The following is a 21,131-nucleotide window of genomic DNA, read 5'->3' on the forward strand; positions in this document are numbered from 1 at the left end:
AGTATCAATAAAATTAATGAAACCAAGGATCGGTTTACAGCTTGGTATATAAAGTTACGATAATCAAAGGAGAAATTAGCATGATGAAAATAGATAAAAGTATAAAAATCACCATCATAGGCATGGTTCTTTTATCCGTCGTTACAACCGTCGGATATGCAGTAAATGTAGAAAATAAAAAAGCAGAGGTTTTACAGGCATTCACAGAAGATATGCAGCTGCCTTTTGATAAAAATAATAGGAATGAAAGGATTACCGTGCAGGGTAATAAACTCATCAAGCTTGGGGCGCCAACCTATGAAAATTGGGAGAGCGCTGTAATGAGCATTACCGAAGATAAGTATAATCAAATTGTTTCTAAAGAAAGGATTAACCAGCTGTATGATGAAGGGTATGGATTGCAGGATATTAACAAAGCCCTGCAGTTAACCCTTACTACCAATGGCAATTTTGATGCAATTTTAAAAAAGATAGGGAAGTTAACCTATGAACCGGAAGAAAGCGCAGATCAAAACAGCATTGCAAAAGACAAAGCTTCCGATAAAAATAAAAAGTGGGCCGCGATTGAAGCGGAGCTGGGGGTAGACACCCAATCAGAAATAAAGAAGCTGGGTCTGTCTGAAAAAGAGATCAATCAGCATAAGGGGAAAGGACTGAAATCGGAAGAGATCATGCAGATCGCGGTGATTTCCAAAAATGCCGATAAGAGTTTTGATGACATCTATAATGAATACAAAAAAAGCGGCAAAAAGCTGGAAGATATGCATAAAGAATATATCGAGAAAAAATTAAAAAGCAATATGCCTGCACCAAGAAAAAATCCTCAGAGTTTAGAAGAGGCCGAACAGGAAATAAGGGAGCAATACCATATCACCGACCAGGAAATTCAAAAATGCAAAGAGTATGGGATCAACCGGATATATGAAATCGGATATGTAAAAAGCCTGTCTGAAAAACACAAACAAAGCGTTGAAAAGATTCTAGCGCTTAAAAAGAAAAACAAGGAATGGAACGTAGTACGCAAAGTATTGGAGGGGACGAACATTGAAAAATAGATACGGCATCGCCCTTATACTAAGTATACTCTTCATATTGTTTTCAAATATCACCGCATACGCGGCTGATGATATGCAAGACAAGTACAACAATGAAATCTACCGGAACGCGGCCTATCAAAAAGGCATTGCCCCTCCGTTTGAACAAAATAATGATATCGAAGAGCATATTGACCCTTTAACGGGAGACTTGCAGATAAAGCAAACCGATTTGCACTTACCGGGGAAAAACGGCTTGGATTTAGACATCACCAGATTCTATAGCTCATCCCAGTCAAACACCTTTGAAACGTGTGTAAACCGTGCACCGAATACGAATAGTAAAAGCGGATATTATGTGTCAGGATACATAAGGTATGATATTTGGGAAAACGGTCAGTATATATACGGATTTACCGATACATATACTGATGAAGAATACTTCCAAGATGAATATAGCGCTTTGCAAAAGGCAAATGGGTATAATAATCTACCGGTAACTTGGGAGTTTGACTATCCGGAGGCTGGATATGACTGCCGTATAGAGTACATAAACTTTTCGGTTCACTACGCATACCCCTATTATGATTATACAGATGGCCTTTATGACCAGAAAGCTGACGATCGTTTTTTTGGCATTGGGAAAGGGTGGGCCTTTGACTTCCCATATATTGAAGCAGGATGGGACTCAGAAGCGTTAAGTTGGAGTGCCGGGTATAAATACTTGCACTTCGGAAGTGCCGGAGTATGGCAGTTCAGCATGGGATCCAGTCCTTCAAATCTTTTGGACTATCCTTTAACCGATATGGTATTAACTACTGATCCGGGCACCTACAGTAACGGTCAGATGTCATCCAGCTATGTATTAACAAAGAAAGAAGGCAAGAAGTACTATTTCGGGATAGATGGAAGGCTTCTTGGTATCAAGGACCGGTTTGGAAATGAAATCAAGTTCCAGCACTATATAAGAATACTACGAACCCCTACCATTAACAAAATCATCGATAGTGTCGGGCGGGAAATCAACATTACCTATAACAGAGACAGTTCTGTCAATATAACTGTAACCGATGCCACAAATCCGCAGAATAATAAGCAAATCATCTACTATAAACAGTCCATATTAGGGCATTCTTCACGTTTCGCACTAACAAAAGTTACCGATGCATTGGGAAGGAATACCTTGTATGAATATAACTACCATGAACAGGAGGGAGCACGTTCATCACTGCTTAAAAGAAACTTTAGCACCATGGAGATAGTAGATTACCCGGCCTGCTTATCGAAAATTACCTATCCCACCGGCGGGAAAAGCTATTACAATTATCAGAAATACCAGAAAAACTGTGGTTCCGAGGGCGCCATGGAGTTTTATAAAGTCATTGAAAGGTATGATGCCGTCAAAGAAAACGAGCAAAAACTAAACCAAAGAAGTTTTCAATATAAATATGGCGGTACACCTGAGTATGACGGTTATCCAAGCTATTATTCCCCCACAAACTTTCCGCAGAATTTCACGGTAAAAACAAGGATGTTGGACGGGGAAGGAAACAGTGAAATCTACACTTATAACTACAAAAAACTTTGCACAAACATACTAAAAGAAGGTGTTAATCACAAATCGGAAATAATAAATGAATTTGATAATATAAAAAAGGTTCTTAAAAAGACCGTAACCAAGATATTTAACAAGAGCACCGGACAATTTATGAACATCATAGAAAATTATGACTATAATGATTTCCGGGATCTGGTAGGATACTGGGGCGCCCAGGCATCAAGGGATGCCAACGGGACACCGGCAAACGATGAACAAAAGATCACCTGTGAATATGACGGTACCTATCACTTTTTAACGCAAAAAAGCTATAAAAAAGATGCCGGCACCACCGTCAAAGAAAAGTATATCCCCATAACCGACGGGGGAGCCGGCATCAATAGAAAAGCCGTAAGATGGGCAGAGGGTTATGAAAATGATGTCTTAAAAAACAAGGCATGGTACAACTATGATACCTACGGGAATATCATAGAGGAAAGAACGTTCCTTGAAAACTGGACAGACTATATTGCTAATAAGTACAGCTATGATGACGATAATGCTGCACGGAACGGAAAATTCAATGGATTGTACCTAACAAGAAAATGGACGGAAGGCGTAAAAGACGCCGATGGCAATCTGGTGCAGGCCGCAGCCGGAAACAGTGCGGGCATTATCGATGCAAGATATAAATATGACTGGTTCGGAAATGTAACAGAAGAGCAGGATAGGGTCGGAAATAGGACCGCCTATACCTATGATAAGCTGGGCAGGATACTGAAAAAGACGAATACAGCAGATGGAAGCTACAGGGAATGGGTATACGCCGATATCGGTGAAAACAGCGTCACCGTAACCGATGAAAACTGGAACAAGGCCCAATACGCGGCACATGGAGGAAAGGCACAATATGTCTATGACTCTTTAGGCAAGCTGATCCGGGAAAAAGTATATACCACAAATCCTGCTACCAATACAAAAGAGCTTGTAGCCATCAATGAATATACCTATGACACCCAAAGCAGATTGAAAAAGAAGTATAATCCATCCACCGGCACCACCACCGAATATTTCTACTACAGTGATGGAAGGGTGCAAAAATCCGAAACCACCCAAATAAAAAACGGGGTTTCCGTACTATTAAACCGGGAGACATACACCTATGATAATGCCAACAATAACGGAACCTATGCAAAAACTACCAAGATCGCAGAAGGAGACAGCAATTCGCCCTCCATCGTCACAACGGCATATGCCGATACCCTTGGCAGAACGGTAAAAACAGGCAGGATGTATAATGGCGTAGAATATGCTGATACCTATCAGTATGATTATGCAGGCAATAAAGTACAAGAAAAATCTGCCCGGGCCTACCAGGAAGGATGGGCACAGCCGTATACGGCACAATACAATTATGACCACAGTGGCAAAGTCATCAAAATTACCGATTTAAACGGAAACATGACCACCACCACTTATGATACACTGGGACGGGTAAAAACGGTAACCGACGCAAAAGGAAATCAAAGCAATCCCAAATACTCCACCCTTTATGAATATGACGCAATGGGAAGGCTGATACAAGAAAGGATACCCTTTCAAAAAGACGCAAACGGAACCATACATTACACCATTAAAAAGCATTACTACGACAGAAACAACAATATTATCAGAGAAAAGATAAGTATCAACAAGCCCGGAGAGTCGGAAAAGTATAAAATCATTGATTATGAATATGATCCACTAAACCGGCTGGTAAAAGTCATCACCTATAAAGACCAAAACACAGTAGAAAACTATACGCAGTATTATTATGATGCAGCAGGGAACCGGCTTAGAATGTACACCGGATTAAACAAGCCGCTCACAATCAACGGGCTAGACAATGTAACCTCCGGTGGAGATGATGAATACAAGGTTACAAAATATGAATATGACAATGTAGGAAATATCATCAAAGAAACCAACCCGTCGGGAAAACATGAAAGCTATACCTATAACCTCAACAATCAAGTCATAGAAAAAACGGACCGGGTAGGCAATACCATAGACTACACCTATGACGGATTGGGGAGAATGCTAACCCGTAATGCGGCAACAATCAACGGAGCAGGAAACGGGGCCTACGCATATACCTACACCCTCACCGGCAACCGTATGTCGGTAACAGAAGGACAAAGCAGCACCACCTATTATTATGATAGCCTTGGAAGGTTAATCAATGAAACAGCATCAAACGGCAGTACAAAAGAATATGCCTATGATATGGGAGATAACAGGAAAAGCTTCACGCTAAAGCAAAACAGCATACCAAAACTACAAATGTCATACCAGTACGATAACTTAAACAGAATGCACCAGGTATATGAAAGCAGTGCGCTGATAGCAACCTACAGCTACGATCAAAACGGAAACAGAAAAACATTAACCTACCCCAACCAGATAACGGCAGACTATACCTATAACCTTGCCAACCGGTTAATCAACCTGGCCAACAAAAAAGGCCAGCAAGTACTATCGCAATTTGCGTACACCTACTACCTCGATGGGAACCAGGAAAGCAAAACCGACCATGCAGGAGTGAAAACAAGCTATATCTACGACGGCCTTGGCAGACTGGAAAATGAAGCAGTGGACGGAGAAATGAACGCAGCCTATACCTATGACGATAATTCCAATAGGCAAAGCATGACAGTAACCGGTATGGCCGCCCCGTTTTCCACAGGCACTGAAAGCGCCGTCTATGAATATAACGGCTTTAGCGAATTAACAAAAGCAGTACAAGGGAATAAAACCGTAACATATGCATATAACGGTGACGGCTTAAGAACCTCCAAAACCGTCAATGGAGTCACCATCCATCATATCTGGGACGGTACAGATATAATAGCGGAAGCTGACCCGAGCTTAAACATTACCCAAAAGTATATCAGAGGAATAGACTTGATCACCCAGGATATTAATGGTGTAAGAAACTATATTTTGCGCAATGGGCATGGTGATGTAGTACAATTGACAGACGCATCAGGAAATGTTATAAAGAATTATGACTACGATGCATTTGGAAACGAAAAGAACCCTGACCCGAATGATACCAATGTATTTAGGTATGCAGGAGAGATGTTCGACAAAGAGACAGGAACGTACTACCTACGGGCTAGGTATTATGACCCTACAATTGGACGGTTTATTAGTGAGGATTCCTATGAGGGACAAGTTACTGATCCGTTAAGTTTGAATCTATATACGTATTGTTTAAATAATCCTATACTATATACTGACCCAAGCGGACATATGCCATTGGCAGATCCTAATGTGTGGATTCAAGCCGGAAACAGTTTGCAACAACTATGGATTTCAACACAAAATCTATGGTATACATATGCACCTCAAATAACAGAAGGACTTCAACAAGCTGGAAATTGGGCTGTTCAGCATGGACCTCAATTTATTGAGGGAATGAGTGAAACAGGGAAAAATATTGCTAATAAGATAAAGGAGATTGCTGGTAGTGGTAATAGCAGTAATCTTGATCCGAATAACTTTGATCCGAATAAGTGGAAGGAAGTTGCTGATTTAAGTAAAAAAGCATTAAAACATCCACTAAATGATCATATGCCTAGTAAATATGCAAAACAAGCGTTACATCAATCAAAAGAAGCTGTAGAACAATATCTTAGCAAAAAATCATTCTTTAATCCAAATTGGAGTGAACAGCAAATTACTCAAGCACTAAATAGTGCCTATAAAGATGCAGTAAATAAAGGGATAACAAATGGATATCATACAATTGAAGCATATGGTGAAAAAGTACAGATTTTTATAAGGGATGGGAATTTCTCTACTGGTTTTGGTACCCATAGTCTTACATACGAGCAGTTAATAAAATTAGCTAAGTAGGTGAAAATATGTTTGAAATTAGGTTTAGAATTGTAGATGATTTTATCATGTTGAGACAAATAGAAACAAATGAGTTTGATATGGATGGAGGAGATGTAGAAGGTTTCTTTTCTCTGAATTTTAATGGTAATATTGAAGGATACTATCATGACAACCCTCTAGGAGAAGATGAAACAGGCCAGGAACTCCTTACATTATGGTTTGATCTATTAATTGATACTATTATTCAATTAGAGAAAAGCAAGTATGCCGCACTCAAAATTATTGAGACATTTGATTCTTGGATTGAGTTTACTCTTATCGATAACAAATTAAATATTAGTTTTGCAAAATTAAAAGATGAACTAAGTAATGATTACATTATTGGGGAACCGAAATATTCATTTGTTTATCCGGAATGGAGGAATGTAGAAATTTCATTTAATTCTTTCAAACAAGAAGTTAAAGATAAAGCAAAAGGGTATTTAAATATTATTAGAGAATTAAATCCTCAGCTGCTAAACAGTAGAATTATATCTAAATTGGCAGAAAGAATAAAACTAGTATGATACTGATAAAGCGAACTATAAACCGAGAGAACAGATATATTAATATAAATAATCTAATATATCTGTTGATTATGAAGAAAAATGCTTCTTGTTAAATGAATATACTTATTTATAGTAGCATCATCTTTTAATAAATGGTGGTGCTATTTTTTTGTTAGAAGAAACCAAGGGGACGGTTCTTTTGGTTTGACAAGCCTCCGTGTCTATGATACCATAGATACGGAGGTGGTTTTTTATGCCAAGAAAAGCGAGAGAAAAAAGTGAAAGTGGGATTTATCATGTTATTTTGCGTGGAATAAATAAGCAGATAATATTTGCAGATGATGAAGATAGAATAAAATTCATAGAAACACTAAAAGAGTGTAAGGAAAAGAGCGGATACAAGATATATGCATTTTGTCTAATGGGAAATCATATTCACTTACTTATACAAGAAGGAAAAGAAGATTTAGGAGTAGTATTTAAAAGGATAGGAGCAAGTTATGTTTACTGGTACAACTGGAAGTATAAGAGATGCGGACATTTATTTCAGGATCGATATAGAAGTGAAGTAGTTGAGAGTGAGATATATTTTTTGACTGTTGTAAGATATATCCACCAGAATCCTATAAAGGCAGGCTTGGTAAAAGATATATTGGACTACAGATGGTGTAGTTACAATGAGTTTATAGTAAGCAAGGAATTTGTAGATATAGATTATACCCTTGATATAATTAATCAAGATAGAAAAAAAGCCATTGAAGGTTTTAAAGCTTTTCATAGAGAAGTAAATAATGATACATGCTTGGAAATAGAAGATAATAGAAGATTAACAGACCATGAAGCAATTGAAAAAGTTAAAAAAACATGCAACATAATAAATGGCCAAGAGTTGCAGCAGTTTGCACCAGAAATAAGAAATAGATACCTAAAAGAATTGAGGGAACAGGGATTATCCACAAGACAATTAGAAAGGTTGACAGGTATAAGTAGAATGATTATTTTAAAGGCATAAAGATTACTAATTGTTCTAAACCGAAAGAACCGCCCCTGTGGTTTGGACAGTATACATAATATGAGCAAACCGGAAAGAGATAAAATCATAAGAGCTGCAAAAGCCATAGAAGGAGCAACACATAGACAAATTGCAAGCAAATTGCAAGAATACTAGGGATTTCTCCCAGTGTAGTCTTTAAAGCGTAATTAGAAGCAATAGGACCGTCCTTGCGCTCCTACTTCTATTATCCAGCCTGACCTCGGATTGGTAGGTGGTATAACCGAGGGGAAGAAAATTTGTGATATGGCTAATGTATATGATATTGGGGTACAAATGCATGTTTGTGGTGGTCCGATTGCTAAAGCTGCTGCGCTTTAATTGGAAGCGGTCATTCCGAACTTTGTTATACATGAACATCATTCAGGAGCGCTTTTGCCTCATAATATTAATAGCTGTAAATACAATTACCAGCCTCAAAACGGATATTATGAAGTGCCTGAATTACCTGGTATCGGCCAAGAACTCATGGAAGAAACAATTAAATTATCCGAAAAGGTCATTATTAAATAAAGACAAAAAAAGAAAAGTTCCTTGCAGACTTTCTGCAAGGAGCTTTTCTTGAGTTAATAGGGTTTCGGATTTGATAGTCCCCACATTCATAGATGTGAGGATATTTTTATCTGATTTACAATATTGAACTGAATTTTTAATAATTATTTGCTCATTGAATCTGCAGAACCAAGAGGACCTTCAATCTTTTCGATAACCAGTTTTTCGATTTGGTCTCTACCGGCACCACAGTATTTTCTTGGATCGAATTCCTTTGGATTTTCTCCGAAGACTTTTCGGATAGCAGCTGTCATTGCTAGTCTTATGTCTGTATCCATGTTGATTTTGCATACAGCCATTGAGGAAGCCTTTCTTAGCATATCAACCGGAATACCTTTAGCGCCGGCAATGTTTCCGCCATATTTGTTGCAAACTGCTATCGTTTCTTGATCAACAGCAGATGCACCATGAAGAACGATTGGAAATCCTGGCAGCTTCGTTTGGATTGCTTCTAATATATCAAATCTTAATTGAGCATCACCGGTAAATTTGAAAGCCCCATGGCTTGTTCCGATAGCGATTGCTAAAGAATCAACACCGGTTCTGTTGACAAAGTCCACAGCTTGGTCGGGATCTGTGTATACATGATGATCGCTTGAAACTTCATCCTCTACTCCGGCAAGAACGCCAAGTTCAGCTTCAACGGTAACGCCGTGGGCGTGCGCATAGTCAACAACTTCTTTTGTCTTTTTAACATTTTCTTCATAATCAAAGTGTGAACCATCAAACATAACAGAAGTAAATCCGCTTTCTACAGCTAACTTGATGTATTCCATATCTGAGCCATGATCAAGATGAAGCGCGATATCCAAACCGGTTTCTTCTACTGCTGCGTCAACCATAGCCTTAAGATATTTAGGGCCTGCATATTTTAAAGCCCCTTGAGAACATTGTAAAATTACAGCTGAATTTTTCTTCTTTGCGCCATTTACTATACCTTGAATAATCTCCATGTTGTTGATGTTGAAAGCACCGATGGAATATCCACCTTCATATGCTTTTTTGAACATTTCTTTCGTATTAACTAATGCCATATTATATTACCGCCTTTCGTTGATTAAACCTATGGTAAAGGTTTAAATAGTTTTACTATGGTTATCATATCCAGCTTTATTATAATGCAAATGGAGAAAGATTTCTATATTTTTAGAAATCTTTCTCCATTTGCATAAAATTTTTAATATTTGTTTGTAAGATATCAAGACTTCAAAGCAACTGTTTCACTTAGATTCCTTTTGCGTTTGCCGCTTCTGTTATCGCTTCTTTTATTTTATCAACTTCAGAAATTATACTGATGAACTTTACTTCTCTATCTATACAAATGGTAGGAAGATTTTTAACGCCGAGTTTGATCATACACACAACAGATTCTTTTTGTTTTATTTTATGCTCAATGTATTTCACTTTATCACCAAAGTCTTTAGCGGCAGTTTTAACAGCTTCCATCATATATTGACAAGGGGCACAGGATTCAGAATCCAGCGTTATTACATCTATGATGACTTGTTTTTCTTCTTTATAATTCGGAAGATTATATTCTATTCCATCCAGAACACTTGCAGCTTCCAAAAATTCCGATTCTTCTCCATGTACAAGACTCGATATAGCAAGAACATTTTCAGCAGGTGTTGCGTAGGGCATATCACATCCGGGTGAAAGGATAAAACCTGTATTTCCGCCAATCTCCATGCAATTCTTGGCATCATTTAAATTATCCGTCGGCGTACCGAACAGAATTGTTACAGTTAATTTTATATTTCCACCAACAGATACGCCATATTTTTGGCATACTTCTTTGACATATTCCAGAGGGATATTTTCATCTATTGATACGTTGTTTGGTTTACACTTACACATTTCTTCTATATTATTTTTAGCATTTCCACAAACAAAGAAAGAAGATGCTTTTCCTCTTGATGCGATATATTCGAAAACTTCAGTGATATAAGGAGAAACGAAATCAGCAAAATTACTCGGTGATATTTGAGAGGTCATGGGATCTACAGCTGCAATGATATCTACGCCTGCATTAATATACATTTCGGAAGTTGCAATACATACATCTTTGCAAAAATTCATCAGTTTATGCGTATTTTCAGGCTCATCGATCATCTCGTAAAATATAGCGGTTCCCATCAAATGCAAAGCCAGCGTAAAAGGCCCGGTAATAAGTCCATAAATTGCAATATTCTGTCCAATTGTTTCACAGATTTTACGCGTGGACTCCAATACTATAGGAAATCTACCATCCTTCTCAGTAGGGATTTTAAGGTCTTCAATTTTCATGCCCTCTTCAAGAGGGTTAGAAGCAGCATATACTAATCGGCAGTCCATCGCTTCTGCTTCAACCTGCAAATCAAATAATGAAGGAAGTCCGTCGGGTCTTATAACTCATATGCTTTCGTTACACCTGCAACGATATTTTCACCGCTTTTAAGAAACTCTTCTGCAGTTACATCAATTAATGTAGCCGCATGACAGCCGACAAATGGAACCCCATGGTGTTCTCTGCGTTTTTTTGTTATAGATTGCATCTAATACTAACTGCTTTGAATTCATAATTATTTACCTCCTTAAATTCCGCTAACATTTTATATAGGGTTTATAATAATCTCACTATAATAAATAACATTAAAATCGAATGCTTCGTTTGTAGTCCTTTGAACTTGAGTTACAATACTCTCTATATTAGATGGGTCCGACAGGCCCGATGCTTCTACAAATAAGTAATCTATCGGAAGTTTGGAGAAAGAAACTACTTTTCCAATAATAATTCTTTGAATAATTTTTGAATTGTAGCAATATTTCACTATGTTTCTATATAACTATAGTTTTGCACTTTTTAAATTACATGCATCAATTACCAGCATAAAAGCACAATAAAATAGGAATATAGATATTGCAGGGCACCGGCCCAATCCCTTAAAAAGGAGCGATTCTGCAATGACTATCTACATTCCTATGGAAATAATCCAGTTACTATTATTTCCAAAAGAATGCTTTAAATGCATAAAAACTTATAATTATTTTATTTGCTATATATGGTGCCTACTTGTGGTTCCAGGCAAGAAAACTACCAGAAAGCTGTATCGGCATTGCTTTTTCTTTCGTAAAGACGTATCTAGTTGGTGTAGGTTCTTTACGGAGTATAAATGGGATTATACAGAAGTTATAAGAAAAATGTTTTTGCTGCTTCTGAACTTGTTCCCAAATGAACTCATGGTACATGGTAAGATTCAAGCCTGCTTTGATACTACTTTGAATGCAAAAGATTCTAAGAAAGTAATCGGCATTCAAAAATGGGATAACCACAGCGGTAATGCTGATGCTGGTGAATATATTATAGGACATCACTGGGGAGTACTTGGTATTACAGGCTTTTTCAAAAACCAATATATTAGCTTCCTTATTTCCTTTAAACTCGTTACAGGAAAGCTTGCAAAGAGCCAATGGAAATGTAATCAATCAGGCCAAGCAGAACCATTAAAAATCTGGGATGTTGCACATGCTCAAATACTCCAGTTAAATCAATGGGTATTACAAAGCGGTCATAAACTACGTACCGTAGAAGATGCATACTTTGCAAACAAACCTTTTATTCAGCCATTGCTTGACCAAGGCATTGATGTTGTTACTAAATTAAGAGCTGATGCTGTAGCACGTTTAGACCCTGAACCGCAATCGCAGAAAAAAAGGGGTCGTAAGCCCAAATATGGCAAACAAATTAAAGTTCGTGAACTTTGGAATCTTACCGAACATGAAATTGTTACTGTACAGCTTTACGGCAAAATTCAAACTATAGAAATTGCTGTAGCCGATGTTTGCATGCTCAAGTTATCCAAAAAGGTTCGTACGGTAGTGCTCCATACTAATAAAGGTAAGCTAATGGCATTAATCAGTACAGATACAACCCTCACTGCTGCCCAGATTATTGAAATATACGGTTCCCGTTTTTCAATAGAATTGGCAATACGCGATGTTAAGCAGTATCTCGGTTTTGGAGAATACCAACACCACAGCTTATTACCTGTATTACGATTTTTACACACTGTTGGTATCGCCTATAATATTGGTAAAATTGTACTTATAAAGTATGGCAAGTGCAAATGGTTAAATATTACTTCCGATACAGGGGATACCCCTTGGGTATCAGAGTTAAGTTTTTCCAAGCTACGGTATTGTTTGAGAAAGTATGCCTTGGGAAAACTTGTATTCGCTGATTCCGCACCAGAAGCGGAACAGCATGAAATTGTCTTGGATAAAGATGCTATCGTGGACTTCGTTGCATAATGCACAGTGGGTTTTTATGGTAACACATTTACCCAAGAGTTTTCTGCAAAACTATAGTATATAAATAAAAAAAGTTCACAATTCCGGACATCAGTTACGGAATGTGTATTCCGTGAACTGTGAACCGTGAATTGTGAACTGCTAAACTGTGAACTGTTATGCCATTTATTTATTTGTGATCATTGTTCCTATTCCTGTATTGGTAAAGATTTCGAGCAGGATACAGTGCGGAATACGTCCGTCAATAATATGAACCCTATTCACGCCCGCATCAAGAGCTTCTATACAGCCTAATACTTTCGGAATCATTCCGCCATTAATAACGCCTGTATCAATCAATTCATATATCTCATCCTTGTTGATCTCAAAAATGACATCATCACTATCGCCAGAGGTTTTAATACCTGGAACATCGGTAAGCAGCATAAGCTTTTCTGCTTTTAAAGCGGACGCGATGGCACCGGCTACGGTATCTGCATTGATATTATAGCTTTGCCCGTCTTTCCCAACCCCGATAGGAGCTACAACAGGAATATATTCATCTTGAGCTATATGCTGCAGTACTTTGGAATTGATATTTGTTATTTTCCCTACATAACCGATATCTGTTTCTTCGCCATCAACAACGGTTTTATATTTTTCACATTCAATAAGACCGCCGTCAATACCACATAGACCGATTGCTTTTCCACCCTTGCAATTCAGTCGGGATACGATTTCTTTGTTAGTCTTTCCTACTAAGACCATTTGGGCGACTTCAATAGTCTGCGCATCGGTCACTCGTAAGCCATTTATAAATTTGCTTTCAACATTATATGTTTGGAGTGCTTTAGTAATATCCGGGCCGCCTCCATGAACGATAATGGGGTTAACGCCCACATATTTGAGCAGTGTGATATCTTCCATCACGGAGTTTTTTAAATCTTCGTTAATCATAGCATTGCCGCCGTATTTAATGACTACGGTTTTTCCATAAAGCTTTTGAATATAGGGCAGTGCTTCAATCAATATGCCCGCTTTTTTTATGAGTCCATCCATATTTAAGATTCCTTGTTTATAATCTAATACTTTCATGATGATTCCCCCGCCTTTTTTTAGTGAATAGTTCATTTCAAATGTACAATGGACAATTTTATAGCGTCATGTAGGGCATGTTTTTCTAATTATTCGCAATTGATCATTATTCACTATTAATTATTAATTGTTAATTAGAGATACAGTCCCGGTGTGGCAAGGCCTGTTTTTTCGTCCAGTTTAAACATAATATTCATATTCTGTACAGCTTGGCCGGCAGCGCCTTTTATCAGATTATCCAGTGCCGATACCACTATCACTCTATTTAGCCGTTCGTCAACTACCAAACCGATATCGATGAAATTAGAACCTGCTACGTGGTTTGTTTCAGGAAGCTGACCTTCATCATAAATCCTTATAAAGAATTCATCTTTATAATATCGTTGATAAATGTCCAAAAGCTGCGCCGTTGTATGCTTATTTTTTAAGTTGGCATACATTGTACTGATGATGCCGCGCTTCATCGGAATGAGATGGGGGGTGAAAGATACCATGATCTCTTCCTGTGCAGCAATACCTAATTCTTGTTCGATTTCAGAGGTATGCCTATGTGTAGCGATTTTATACGCTTTCATATTTTCGGTGCATTCACAAAAGTGATAATCCAGTCCAAGGCTTCTTCCGGCTCCGGATACAGCCGATTTGGCATCAATGATAATGTTTTTGGTATCAACCAATTTATTGGCAAGCAGAGGGATGAGGCCTAGTATGGAACAAGTTGTATAGCATCCCGGATTGCCGATCAGATCAGCATTGGCGATTTTATCTCTGTGAAGTTCAGGCATTCCGTAAACAGCACTTTCAAGTAATTGGGCGTTTTCGTGTTTGGTACCGTACCATTTTTCGTACACCGAAACATCATTGTACCGGAAATCACCGCTCAAGTCTATGACTTTGAGACCGTATTGAACCAGTTCAGGGATTACCGTTTTAGAAGCGCCATGCGGAAGTGCAGTAAACACCACATCACATTTCGTTGAAATCTCCTTCGCATCTAGTTCCTCGCATACGGTATCCACGATCCCGCGAAGATTCGGATAGACGTCGGATATTTTTTTCCCTACGAAGCTTTGTGACACAATAGACGTGATTTCAACCTCAGGATGCCGGCATAGTATTCTAACCAATTCAATACCTGCATATCCGGTTGCGCCTAATATTCCGACTTTAATCATTATTAAAACCTCCTTTAGAAAGCTGATTATATCGCTAAAAATGTTTTATATAAGTTATTTGCGGTCTAACGATTTTGACTATTTGATAATTATACATATTAATGCATAAAAATGCAATACATTATTATTTTTTATTCGCTACTTAAATATTATAAAAAGTATACTAGATACTCTTAGATTTTATATTTACCATTATAATAAATATGGTATAATGTGTTTGAGTATTATTTGACAGGATGGTTATTTTAAAAATGAAGGACTTTATTGAAAATTGCACAGAAATGACATCAAAAAAAATAAAAATCGGGATCATGGGCGGAACCTTTGACCCTATTCATTATGGGCATCTGGTAGCTGCTGAGGCGGCACGGGTGAAGTTTGATTTGAAGGACGTTATATTTGTTCCTTCAGGAAATCCACCCCATAAGAAAGGACAAAAGGTGTTGGATAAGACTCATAGATATTTGATGACTTTATTAGCCACTGCAACCAATCCGTATTTTCAGGTATCAAGAAATGAGGTTGATAGGGAAGGATATACCTATACCATAGATACTATCCGTGATTTTGATATTGAGTACAATGGAACGGCGGAATTCTATTTTATAACGGGTGCAGACGCTTTAAGTGAGGTTCTTACATGGAAGAATATAGAAAAATTGTTTGAGATGTGTCAGTTCGTTGCTGCTACAAGACCCGGGTATAAATACGAGGAACTGTTTAAAGAAATCGAATATCTTACAGTAAACTATAATGGAAGAATTCATTTTGTAGAAGTGCCTTCATTGGCTATTTCTTCAACTGATATTCGTGAAAGAGTACGCATGGACTTGCCTATAAAGTATCTTTTATCCGAAGCGGTTGAAAATTACATATATAAGAACAATTTATATAAATAGTGGAGAGTATGATGCTGTACCACTATTTTTATGAGGTTTTAAAATTAGGGGGAAATGTAAAACATATGATGGATGAAAATCAGATAATGGATAAGCTGAAAGAGCTGCTAACGGAAGATAGACTGAAGCACTCGATAGGTGTAAGAGATACCGCGGTACAACTTGCAAAGATTTACCATTGTGATATGGATAAAGCAAGTGTAGCCGGACTGCTTCATGATTGCGCAAAAGACCTCAAAAAACAACAATTATTGCAATTATGCGACAACTTTGATATAGTATTAAATGAAATTGAAAGATCAGAAATACATTTGATTCATGGCCCTTTAGGGGCAAAATTTGCGCAGTGTTATTTTGGGATAAACGATCCGGAAATACTGGACGCGATTTATTATCATACGGTAGCTAAAGAAAAAATGACGTTATTGACAAAAATCGTTTATCTGGCAGATTTTATTGAACCTAATCGTGACTATCCCGGTGTAGAGGAAATACGGCGAATTGCTTATGATGATTTGAATGACGGGATCTTGGCGGGAATTGATGCGACTATTAGATACGTCTTAAAACGTGGCAAGGTAATACATCCAAATACAATCAATGCTCGAAATTATATTCTTCTATACGAAAAATAAGCAATGGATTTATCAGGAGTGATTATATGAATTTAAAGGTTTTTATTCGCCTAGTACTACTGTTGGTGGTTGTATTTTCTCTTATAGCGGGAGTCGTTGCTGGCGGAATTGCCTTATCTTATCGGATTGCAAATTATGATGACGACTCAGAGTTGGAATGGGGAACTGCTGAAAGCACGGACCCTAATAAAGGTAATAATAAGGAAATAGAACAAAAAAAACCCAATATCCTCAATGTTTTACTGCTGGGTGTTGATGCAGAAGGATACAGAACAGATGTAATTATTCTAGCCCAATATAATGAAGACACAAAAAAGGTAAATATGCTTCAAGTACCTAGGGATACAAAGATTGAAACTTTTAGAAGTGATAAAAAGATCAATTCAGCGTATGCGTTCGGAAAAGAGCAGGAATTGTTTACCGCTGTAAAGAATTTAACCGGTATAGAGGTTGAAAAATATGTCTTGGTAAATCTGAAGGGATTTAGAACCCTTATTGATGAGATTGGCGGCGTAACGGTAAATGTTCCTATCAATATGAATTATGACGATCCTATACAGAATTTGTATATTCATTTAAATAAAGGAACGCAGGCATTGAACGGGAAAAAAGCGGAGATGTTTGTAAGGTTTAGAAAGAATAATGACGGTACAGGTTATCCGGAAGGAGATGTAGGACGTGTAAAGGCGCAGCAGGAGTTTATTTCTGCAGTCATTGACAAGACGGTTAGCATAAAAAATATTTTTAAGATCCCTAAGTTGGTAGCTATAGTCATTCAAAATGTAAAAACAAATTTTGAAACACAGGAAATGTATAAATACGTAGACGATGCACTGCAAATAAATAAGGAAAGAATTACAATGATGACGCTTCCGGGAGAGGGAGAGTTTATTGGCGGAATCTCGTATTTCATTCACGATAAAGCAAAGACGGCTGAAATGATTAAAGAATATTTCACGCCGGAAGAAAACATAAATGAGAGTATTGAGAAGACGGATTTAGGTAATAATAACCAACAAGAAGATGAACAGCAGGAAAGCTTGCCGCAAGAGGAAGAAAAACAAGCAGAGTACAAGCCCAGTTGGAAAAATAAATTTATTAAAGTAGAAGTGTTAAACGGATCTAATACGGATGGAGTTGCAACGATGGTTGCTGAAGACCTCAAAGCGAAGGGGTTTAACGTGATACGAGTAGATAATTTTAAAGGTGTGCGTTACAGTAAAACTGTGGCCATTGACAGAACCAGCAGACAATATTCCAGGGAGATTATAAAGGCTTTAGGAGAGATAGATACAAGTAAGGATTTGGATAAATCGGTCGGTGTAGACGTAACGGTCATAGTAGGAAATGATATGATTGAAGTACGATAAAAGAGCGACGGTGTCGTTCTTTTTTTCACACAATATAGAAATTTTTAATATTATGTAGTAAAATAATATGAAATAGTGAGGAGTGGGGAGTGAATAGTGGGGAATAAGAAATAGAATCTCTCCCTACTGTCCACTCCCCACTCCCCACTATTGATATCGATAACTTTTTTAAAGTATTTTCTATTTATAATAAATATATTGATGAAGAGGAGGCAATAGAATATAGTGACATTAAATACAGAAAAACTGGCGCTCAAGATCGCTGAGATTCTTGATGATAAAAAAGCACAGGATATAGATGTTTTGAATATTAAAAATGTATCTTTGTTGGCAGACTATTTTATTATCTGCACCGGAAATTCTACTACACAGGTAAAGGCTCTTGCGGATGCGGTAGAAGAGAAGCTGATAGAAATACAGTATTATCCTATACATAAAGAAGGATATGCCAGTGCACAATGGATACTTCTTGATTATGGAGAGGTAGTTGTGCATATCTTTTATCATGAATCCCGTTCTTTTTACAATCTTGAACGGTTATGGTCGGATGCACCGCGTTTAGATATTGAATCAATTATTAATCGAGTTTAATCACGAGGGGGAAAAAGCATGAGTTATAATTTTACTGAAATCGAGAAAAAGTGGCAGAAACACTGGGAGGATCATAAGCATTTTAAAGTAGAACAAAATGATAAACCAAAGTACTATACCCTCGAAATGTTTCCCTATCCTTCCGGAAACTTACATATGGGGCATGTGCGTAACTATTCCATAGGAGATGTGGTAGCGCGGTATAAAGCGATGACCGGATATAATGTACTTCATCCGATGGGATGGGATTCTTTTGGGCTTCCTGCTGAGAATGCAGCTATAAAGCATGGTGTGCATCCTAATGAATGGACCTGGTCCAATATTGAAAATATGAGAAAACAGCTTCAGCAGCTAGGAATAAGCTATGATTGGAATAGAGAGGTTGCTACTTGCCATCTTAGCTATTATAAATGGACACAGTGGGTGTTTTTGCAGTTGTACAAAAACGGACTTGCTTACAAGAAAAAATCATATGTAAACTGGTGTCCGTCTTGTACTACGGTGCTGGCGAACGAGCAGGTGGTAAATGGCAAGTGTGAAAGATGTAAATCAGATGTGGGTAAAAAAGATTTGGAACAATGGTTTTTTAAGATTACCGACTATGCTCAGAAACTGCTTGATGATATCGATAAGTTAGAAGGATGGCCTGATAAGGTTAAGACGATGCAGGCAAACTGGATCGGACGCAGTGAAGGGGCGGAAGTACAGTTTAAGATTGATGGCATGGATAAGACACTCACTGTATATACCACACGGCCGGATACTATTTTTGGTGTATCCTATATGGTTGTTGCTCCTGAACATTCGATTGTTGAAGAGCTTATCAGCGGCATGCCGCAGGAACAAGAATGCCGTAAGTTTATTGAAAAAATGCAGTTTTTAAATGAGATTACCAGAACATCTAACGAGACCGAGAAAGAAGGCGTATTTACCGGAAGATATGTCATTAATCCGCTTAATAATGAAAAGGTACCTTTATATCTTGCCAACTATGTACTGATGGACTATGGTACAGGGATTGTAATGGGGGTACCGGCGCATGACCAGAGGGATTTTGAATTCGCACGTAAATATGATCTTCCTGTAGTAGTAGTCATTCAACCCGAGGGTCAACAGTTGGATGGAGATACCATGGCGGAAGCATTTCCGGCGGAAGGGGTCATGGTAAATTCAGGACAGTTTGACGGACTCAGTAATGAAGAAGGATTAAAGAAAATTATCGATTATATTGAAAATGAGAAATTAGGAACCAGAAAGATTAATTTCCGGCTCAGAGACTGGCTGATTTCCAGACAGAGATATTGGGGTGCGCCTATTCCGGTGATCTACTGTGATGATTGTGGCATTGTTGCAGTTCCTGATGAGGATCTACCGGTTATGCTTCCAACAGATGTTAAGTTTACAGGTGCAGGGGAATCGCCATTAAAAAGCTCTGAAAGCTTCAGAAAGGCAAAATGTCCGAAGTGCGGAAAGATGGGTACAAGAGAGACCGATACCATGGATACCTTTGTATGCTCATCCTGGTATTACCTTAGATACTGTGACCCTTGCAATGACAAGGAAGCGTTTTCTAAGGAAGCTGTTGATTATTGGATGGCGGTAGATCAATATATAGGCGGTGTAGAGCATGCTATTTTGCATTTGCTGTATGCGCGCTTCTTTACAAAGGTACTGCATGATCTTGGATACGTGTCAGTGGATGAGCCATTTACCAATCTATTGACACAAGGAATGGTGCTGAAGGATGGCGCAAAGATGTCCAAGTCCCTCGGAAATGTTGTGAGTCCTGAAGAGATTATCAGCAAATACGGGGCGGATACCGCGAGATTATTTATCCTTTTCGCTTCTCCGCCGGAAAAGGATCTTGAGTGGAGCGATCAAGGGGTGGAAGGATGCTTCCGTTTCCTGAACAGAGTTTGGAGAATTGTAGAAGAGTTTGCGGGTGTGATAAAAAATGCCGATGGCGTACAGGATGATTTATCACCGCAGGATAAAGACCTAAGATATGCAGTGCATGCGGCGATTAAAAAAGTTACTGAAGATGTTGGAGAGAGATTTAACTTTAACACAGCGATCAGCGGGGTTATGGAGTATGTAAACGCACTTTACCAGTATAAAGAGAAGGCTGAGAGATATAATACGGCGTTATTGAACGAGGCAATAGAGAACTTGGTGATTATGCTGGCACCTTTTGTACCTCATATCACTGAAGAATTGTGGCATCATGCCGGAAAAGAAGGTAGTGTACACAAGCAAAAATGGCCGTCTTATGACCCGGAAGCGTTGGTCAAAGATGAAGTTGAGATCGTAGTGCAGCTTAATGGAAAAGTAAAAGAGAAAATGATTATTCCAACAGGATTGGATAAGCAGGCGACTGAGAAAGCAGCGATGGATAGTGAAAGAATCCAAAACCTGATTAATGGAAAACAGATTGTAAAAGTCATTGTAGTTCCTGGAAAACTGGTAAACATTGTTGTTAAATAAGGGAGATAT

At 38.1% G+C, this 21,131-nt stretch carries 17 protein-coding genes; 12 read left to right on the forward strand and 5 right to left on the reverse strand.

Going from position 1 to position 21,131, the window contains the following annotated elements; all coding sequences use genetic code 11:
* The first annotated feature begins 80 nt into the window (after positions 1 to 80).
* The 6 genes from QKW49_RS21835 to QKW49_RS26075 all read left to right on the forward strand — a co-directional run bounded on the left by QKW49_RS21835 (position 81) and on the right by QKW49_RS26075 (position 8,565).
* On the forward strand, positions 81 to 1,055 hold the full coding sequence (locus QKW49_RS21835; RefSeq protein ID WP_282864756.1) for a hypothetical protein: 975 nt from the start codon (positions 81 to 83) through the stop codon (positions 1,053 to 1,055).
* Positions 1,045 to 6,471 carry an RHS repeat-associated core domain-containing protein gene (locus QKW49_RS21840; protein ID WP_282864757.1) on the forward strand — a complete coding sequence of 1,809 codons (5,427 nt, stop codon included), beginning with the start codon at positions 1,045 to 1,047 and terminating at the stop codon, positions 6,469 to 6,471. The genes QKW49_RS21835 and QKW49_RS21840 overlap by 11 nt, the downstream gene beginning before the upstream one ends.
* An 8-nt stretch (positions 6,472 to 6,479) precedes the next feature.
* Positions 6,480 to 7,019 carry a hypothetical protein gene (locus QKW49_RS21845; protein WP_282864758.1) on the forward strand — a complete coding sequence of 180 codons (540 nt, stop codon included), beginning with the start codon at positions 6,480 to 6,482 and terminating at the stop codon, positions 7,017 to 7,019.
* A 235-nt stretch (positions 7,020 to 7,254) separates the two neighbouring features.
* On the forward strand, positions 7,255 to 8,013 hold the full coding sequence (locus QKW49_RS21850) for a transposase (protein ID WP_282864759.1): 759 nt from the start codon (positions 7,255 to 7,257) through the stop codon (positions 8,011 to 8,013).
* Positions 8,014 to 8,241: 228 nt separating this feature from the next.
* Positions 8,242 to 8,373 (forward strand): enolase C-terminal domain-like protein, encoded by a 132-nt coding sequence (locus tag QKW49_RS26070; protein ID WP_349239140.1) that lies wholly within the window; start codon positions 8,242 to 8,244, stop codon positions 8,371 to 8,373.
* On the forward strand, positions 8,374 to 8,565 hold the full coding sequence (locus QKW49_RS26075) for a hypothetical protein (protein WP_349239054.1): 192 nt from the start codon (positions 8,374 to 8,376) through the stop codon (positions 8,563 to 8,565).
* Positions 8,566 to 8,708: 143 nt separating this feature from the next.
* Here QKW49_RS26075 and fba read toward each other — a convergent pair whose 3' ends face one another.
* The 3 genes from fba to QKW49_RS21870 all read right to left on the reverse strand — a co-directional run bounded on the left by fba (position 8,709) and on the right by QKW49_RS21870 (position 11,138).
* Positions 8,709 to 9,638, reverse strand: coding sequence for a class II fructose-1,6-bisphosphate aldolase (fba, locus tag QKW49_RS21860; RefSeq protein WP_282864760.1), 930 nt, complete (start codon positions 9,636 to 9,638; stop codon positions 8,709 to 8,711).
* A gap of 190 nt (positions 9,639 to 9,828) precedes the next feature.
* Positions 9,829 to 10,992 (reverse strand): uroporphyrinogen decarboxylase family protein, encoded by a 1,164-nt coding sequence (locus QKW49_RS21865; RefSeq protein WP_282868211.1) that lies wholly within the window; start codon positions 10,990 to 10,992, stop codon positions 9,829 to 9,831.
* The gene (locus QKW49_RS21870; protein ID WP_282864761.1) at positions 10,989 to 11,138 is read right to left on the reverse strand and encodes a hypothetical protein; all 150 of its coding nucleotides are present in this window, start codon (positions 11,136 to 11,138) and stop codon (positions 10,989 to 10,991) included. Before QKW49_RS21870 ends, QKW49_RS21865 begins: the two co-directional genes overlap by 4 nt.
* A gap of 427 nt (positions 11,139 to 11,565) precedes the next feature.
* On the opposite strand from QKW49_RS21870, the gene QKW49_RS21875 reads away from it, so the two are divergent.
* Complete coding sequence (locus QKW49_RS21875) at positions 11,566 to 12,894, forward strand: transposase (protein WP_282868035.1); 1,329 nt, start codon at positions 11,566 to 11,568, stop codon at positions 12,892 to 12,894.
* 165 nt (positions 12,895 to 13,059) lie between these two features.
* On the opposite strand, the gene argB is transcribed toward QKW49_RS21875, so the two are convergent.
* Positions 13,060 to 13,968: an acetylglutamate kinase gene (gene argB, locus QKW49_RS21880; RefSeq protein WP_282864762.1), complete on the reverse strand. Its 909-nt coding sequence runs from the start codon at positions 13,966 to 13,968 to the stop codon at positions 13,060 to 13,062.
* A 134-nt stretch (positions 13,969 to 14,102) separates the two neighbouring features.
* Positions 14,103 to 15,143: an N-acetyl-gamma-glutamyl-phosphate reductase gene (gene argC, locus QKW49_RS21885; RefSeq protein WP_282864763.1), complete on the reverse strand. Its 1,041-nt coding sequence runs from the start codon at positions 15,141 to 15,143 to the stop codon at positions 14,103 to 14,105.
* Positions 15,144 to 15,394: 251 nt separating this feature from the next.
* Between argC and nadD the strand changes: the two genes are divergently transcribed.
* From nadD to leuS, 5 genes are all read left to right on the forward strand, one after another.
* A complete protein-coding gene (nadD, locus tag QKW49_RS21890) occupies positions 15,395 to 16,042 on the forward strand; it encodes a nicotinate-nucleotide adenylyltransferase (RefSeq protein WP_282864764.1) in 648 nt (215 codons plus the stop codon).
* 65 nt (positions 16,043 to 16,107) lie between these two features.
* Positions 16,108 to 16,677, forward strand: a complete 570-nt coding sequence (gene yqeK, locus QKW49_RS21895) for a bis(5'-nucleosyl)-tetraphosphatase (symmetrical) YqeK (protein WP_282864765.1) — start codon at positions 16,108 to 16,110, stop codon at positions 16,675 to 16,677.
* Between the two features lie 26 nt (positions 16,678 to 16,703).
* Entirely contained in the window at positions 16,704 to 18,047 is a 1,344-nt protein-coding gene (locus tag QKW49_RS21900) for an LCP family protein (RefSeq protein ID WP_282864766.1), read from the forward strand.
* Between the two features lie 225 nt (positions 18,048 to 18,272).
* Positions 18,273 to 18,638 (forward strand): ribosome silencing factor, encoded by a 366-nt coding sequence (gene rsfS / locus QKW49_RS21905; protein WP_282864767.1) that lies wholly within the window; start codon positions 18,273 to 18,275, stop codon positions 18,636 to 18,638.
* Between the two features lie 18 nt (positions 18,639 to 18,656).
* Positions 18,657 to 21,122 carry a leucine--tRNA ligase gene (gene leuS, locus QKW49_RS21910; RefSeq protein ID WP_282864768.1) on the forward strand — a complete coding sequence of 822 codons (2,466 nt, stop codon included), beginning with the start codon at positions 18,657 to 18,659 and terminating at the stop codon, positions 21,120 to 21,122.
* Positions 21,123 to 21,131 lie beyond the last annotated feature (9 nt).

It is taken from the genome of Petroclostridium sp. X23 (assembly GCF_030013905.1).
GTDB lineage: Bacteria > Bacillota > Clostridia > SK-Y3 > SK-Y3 > X23.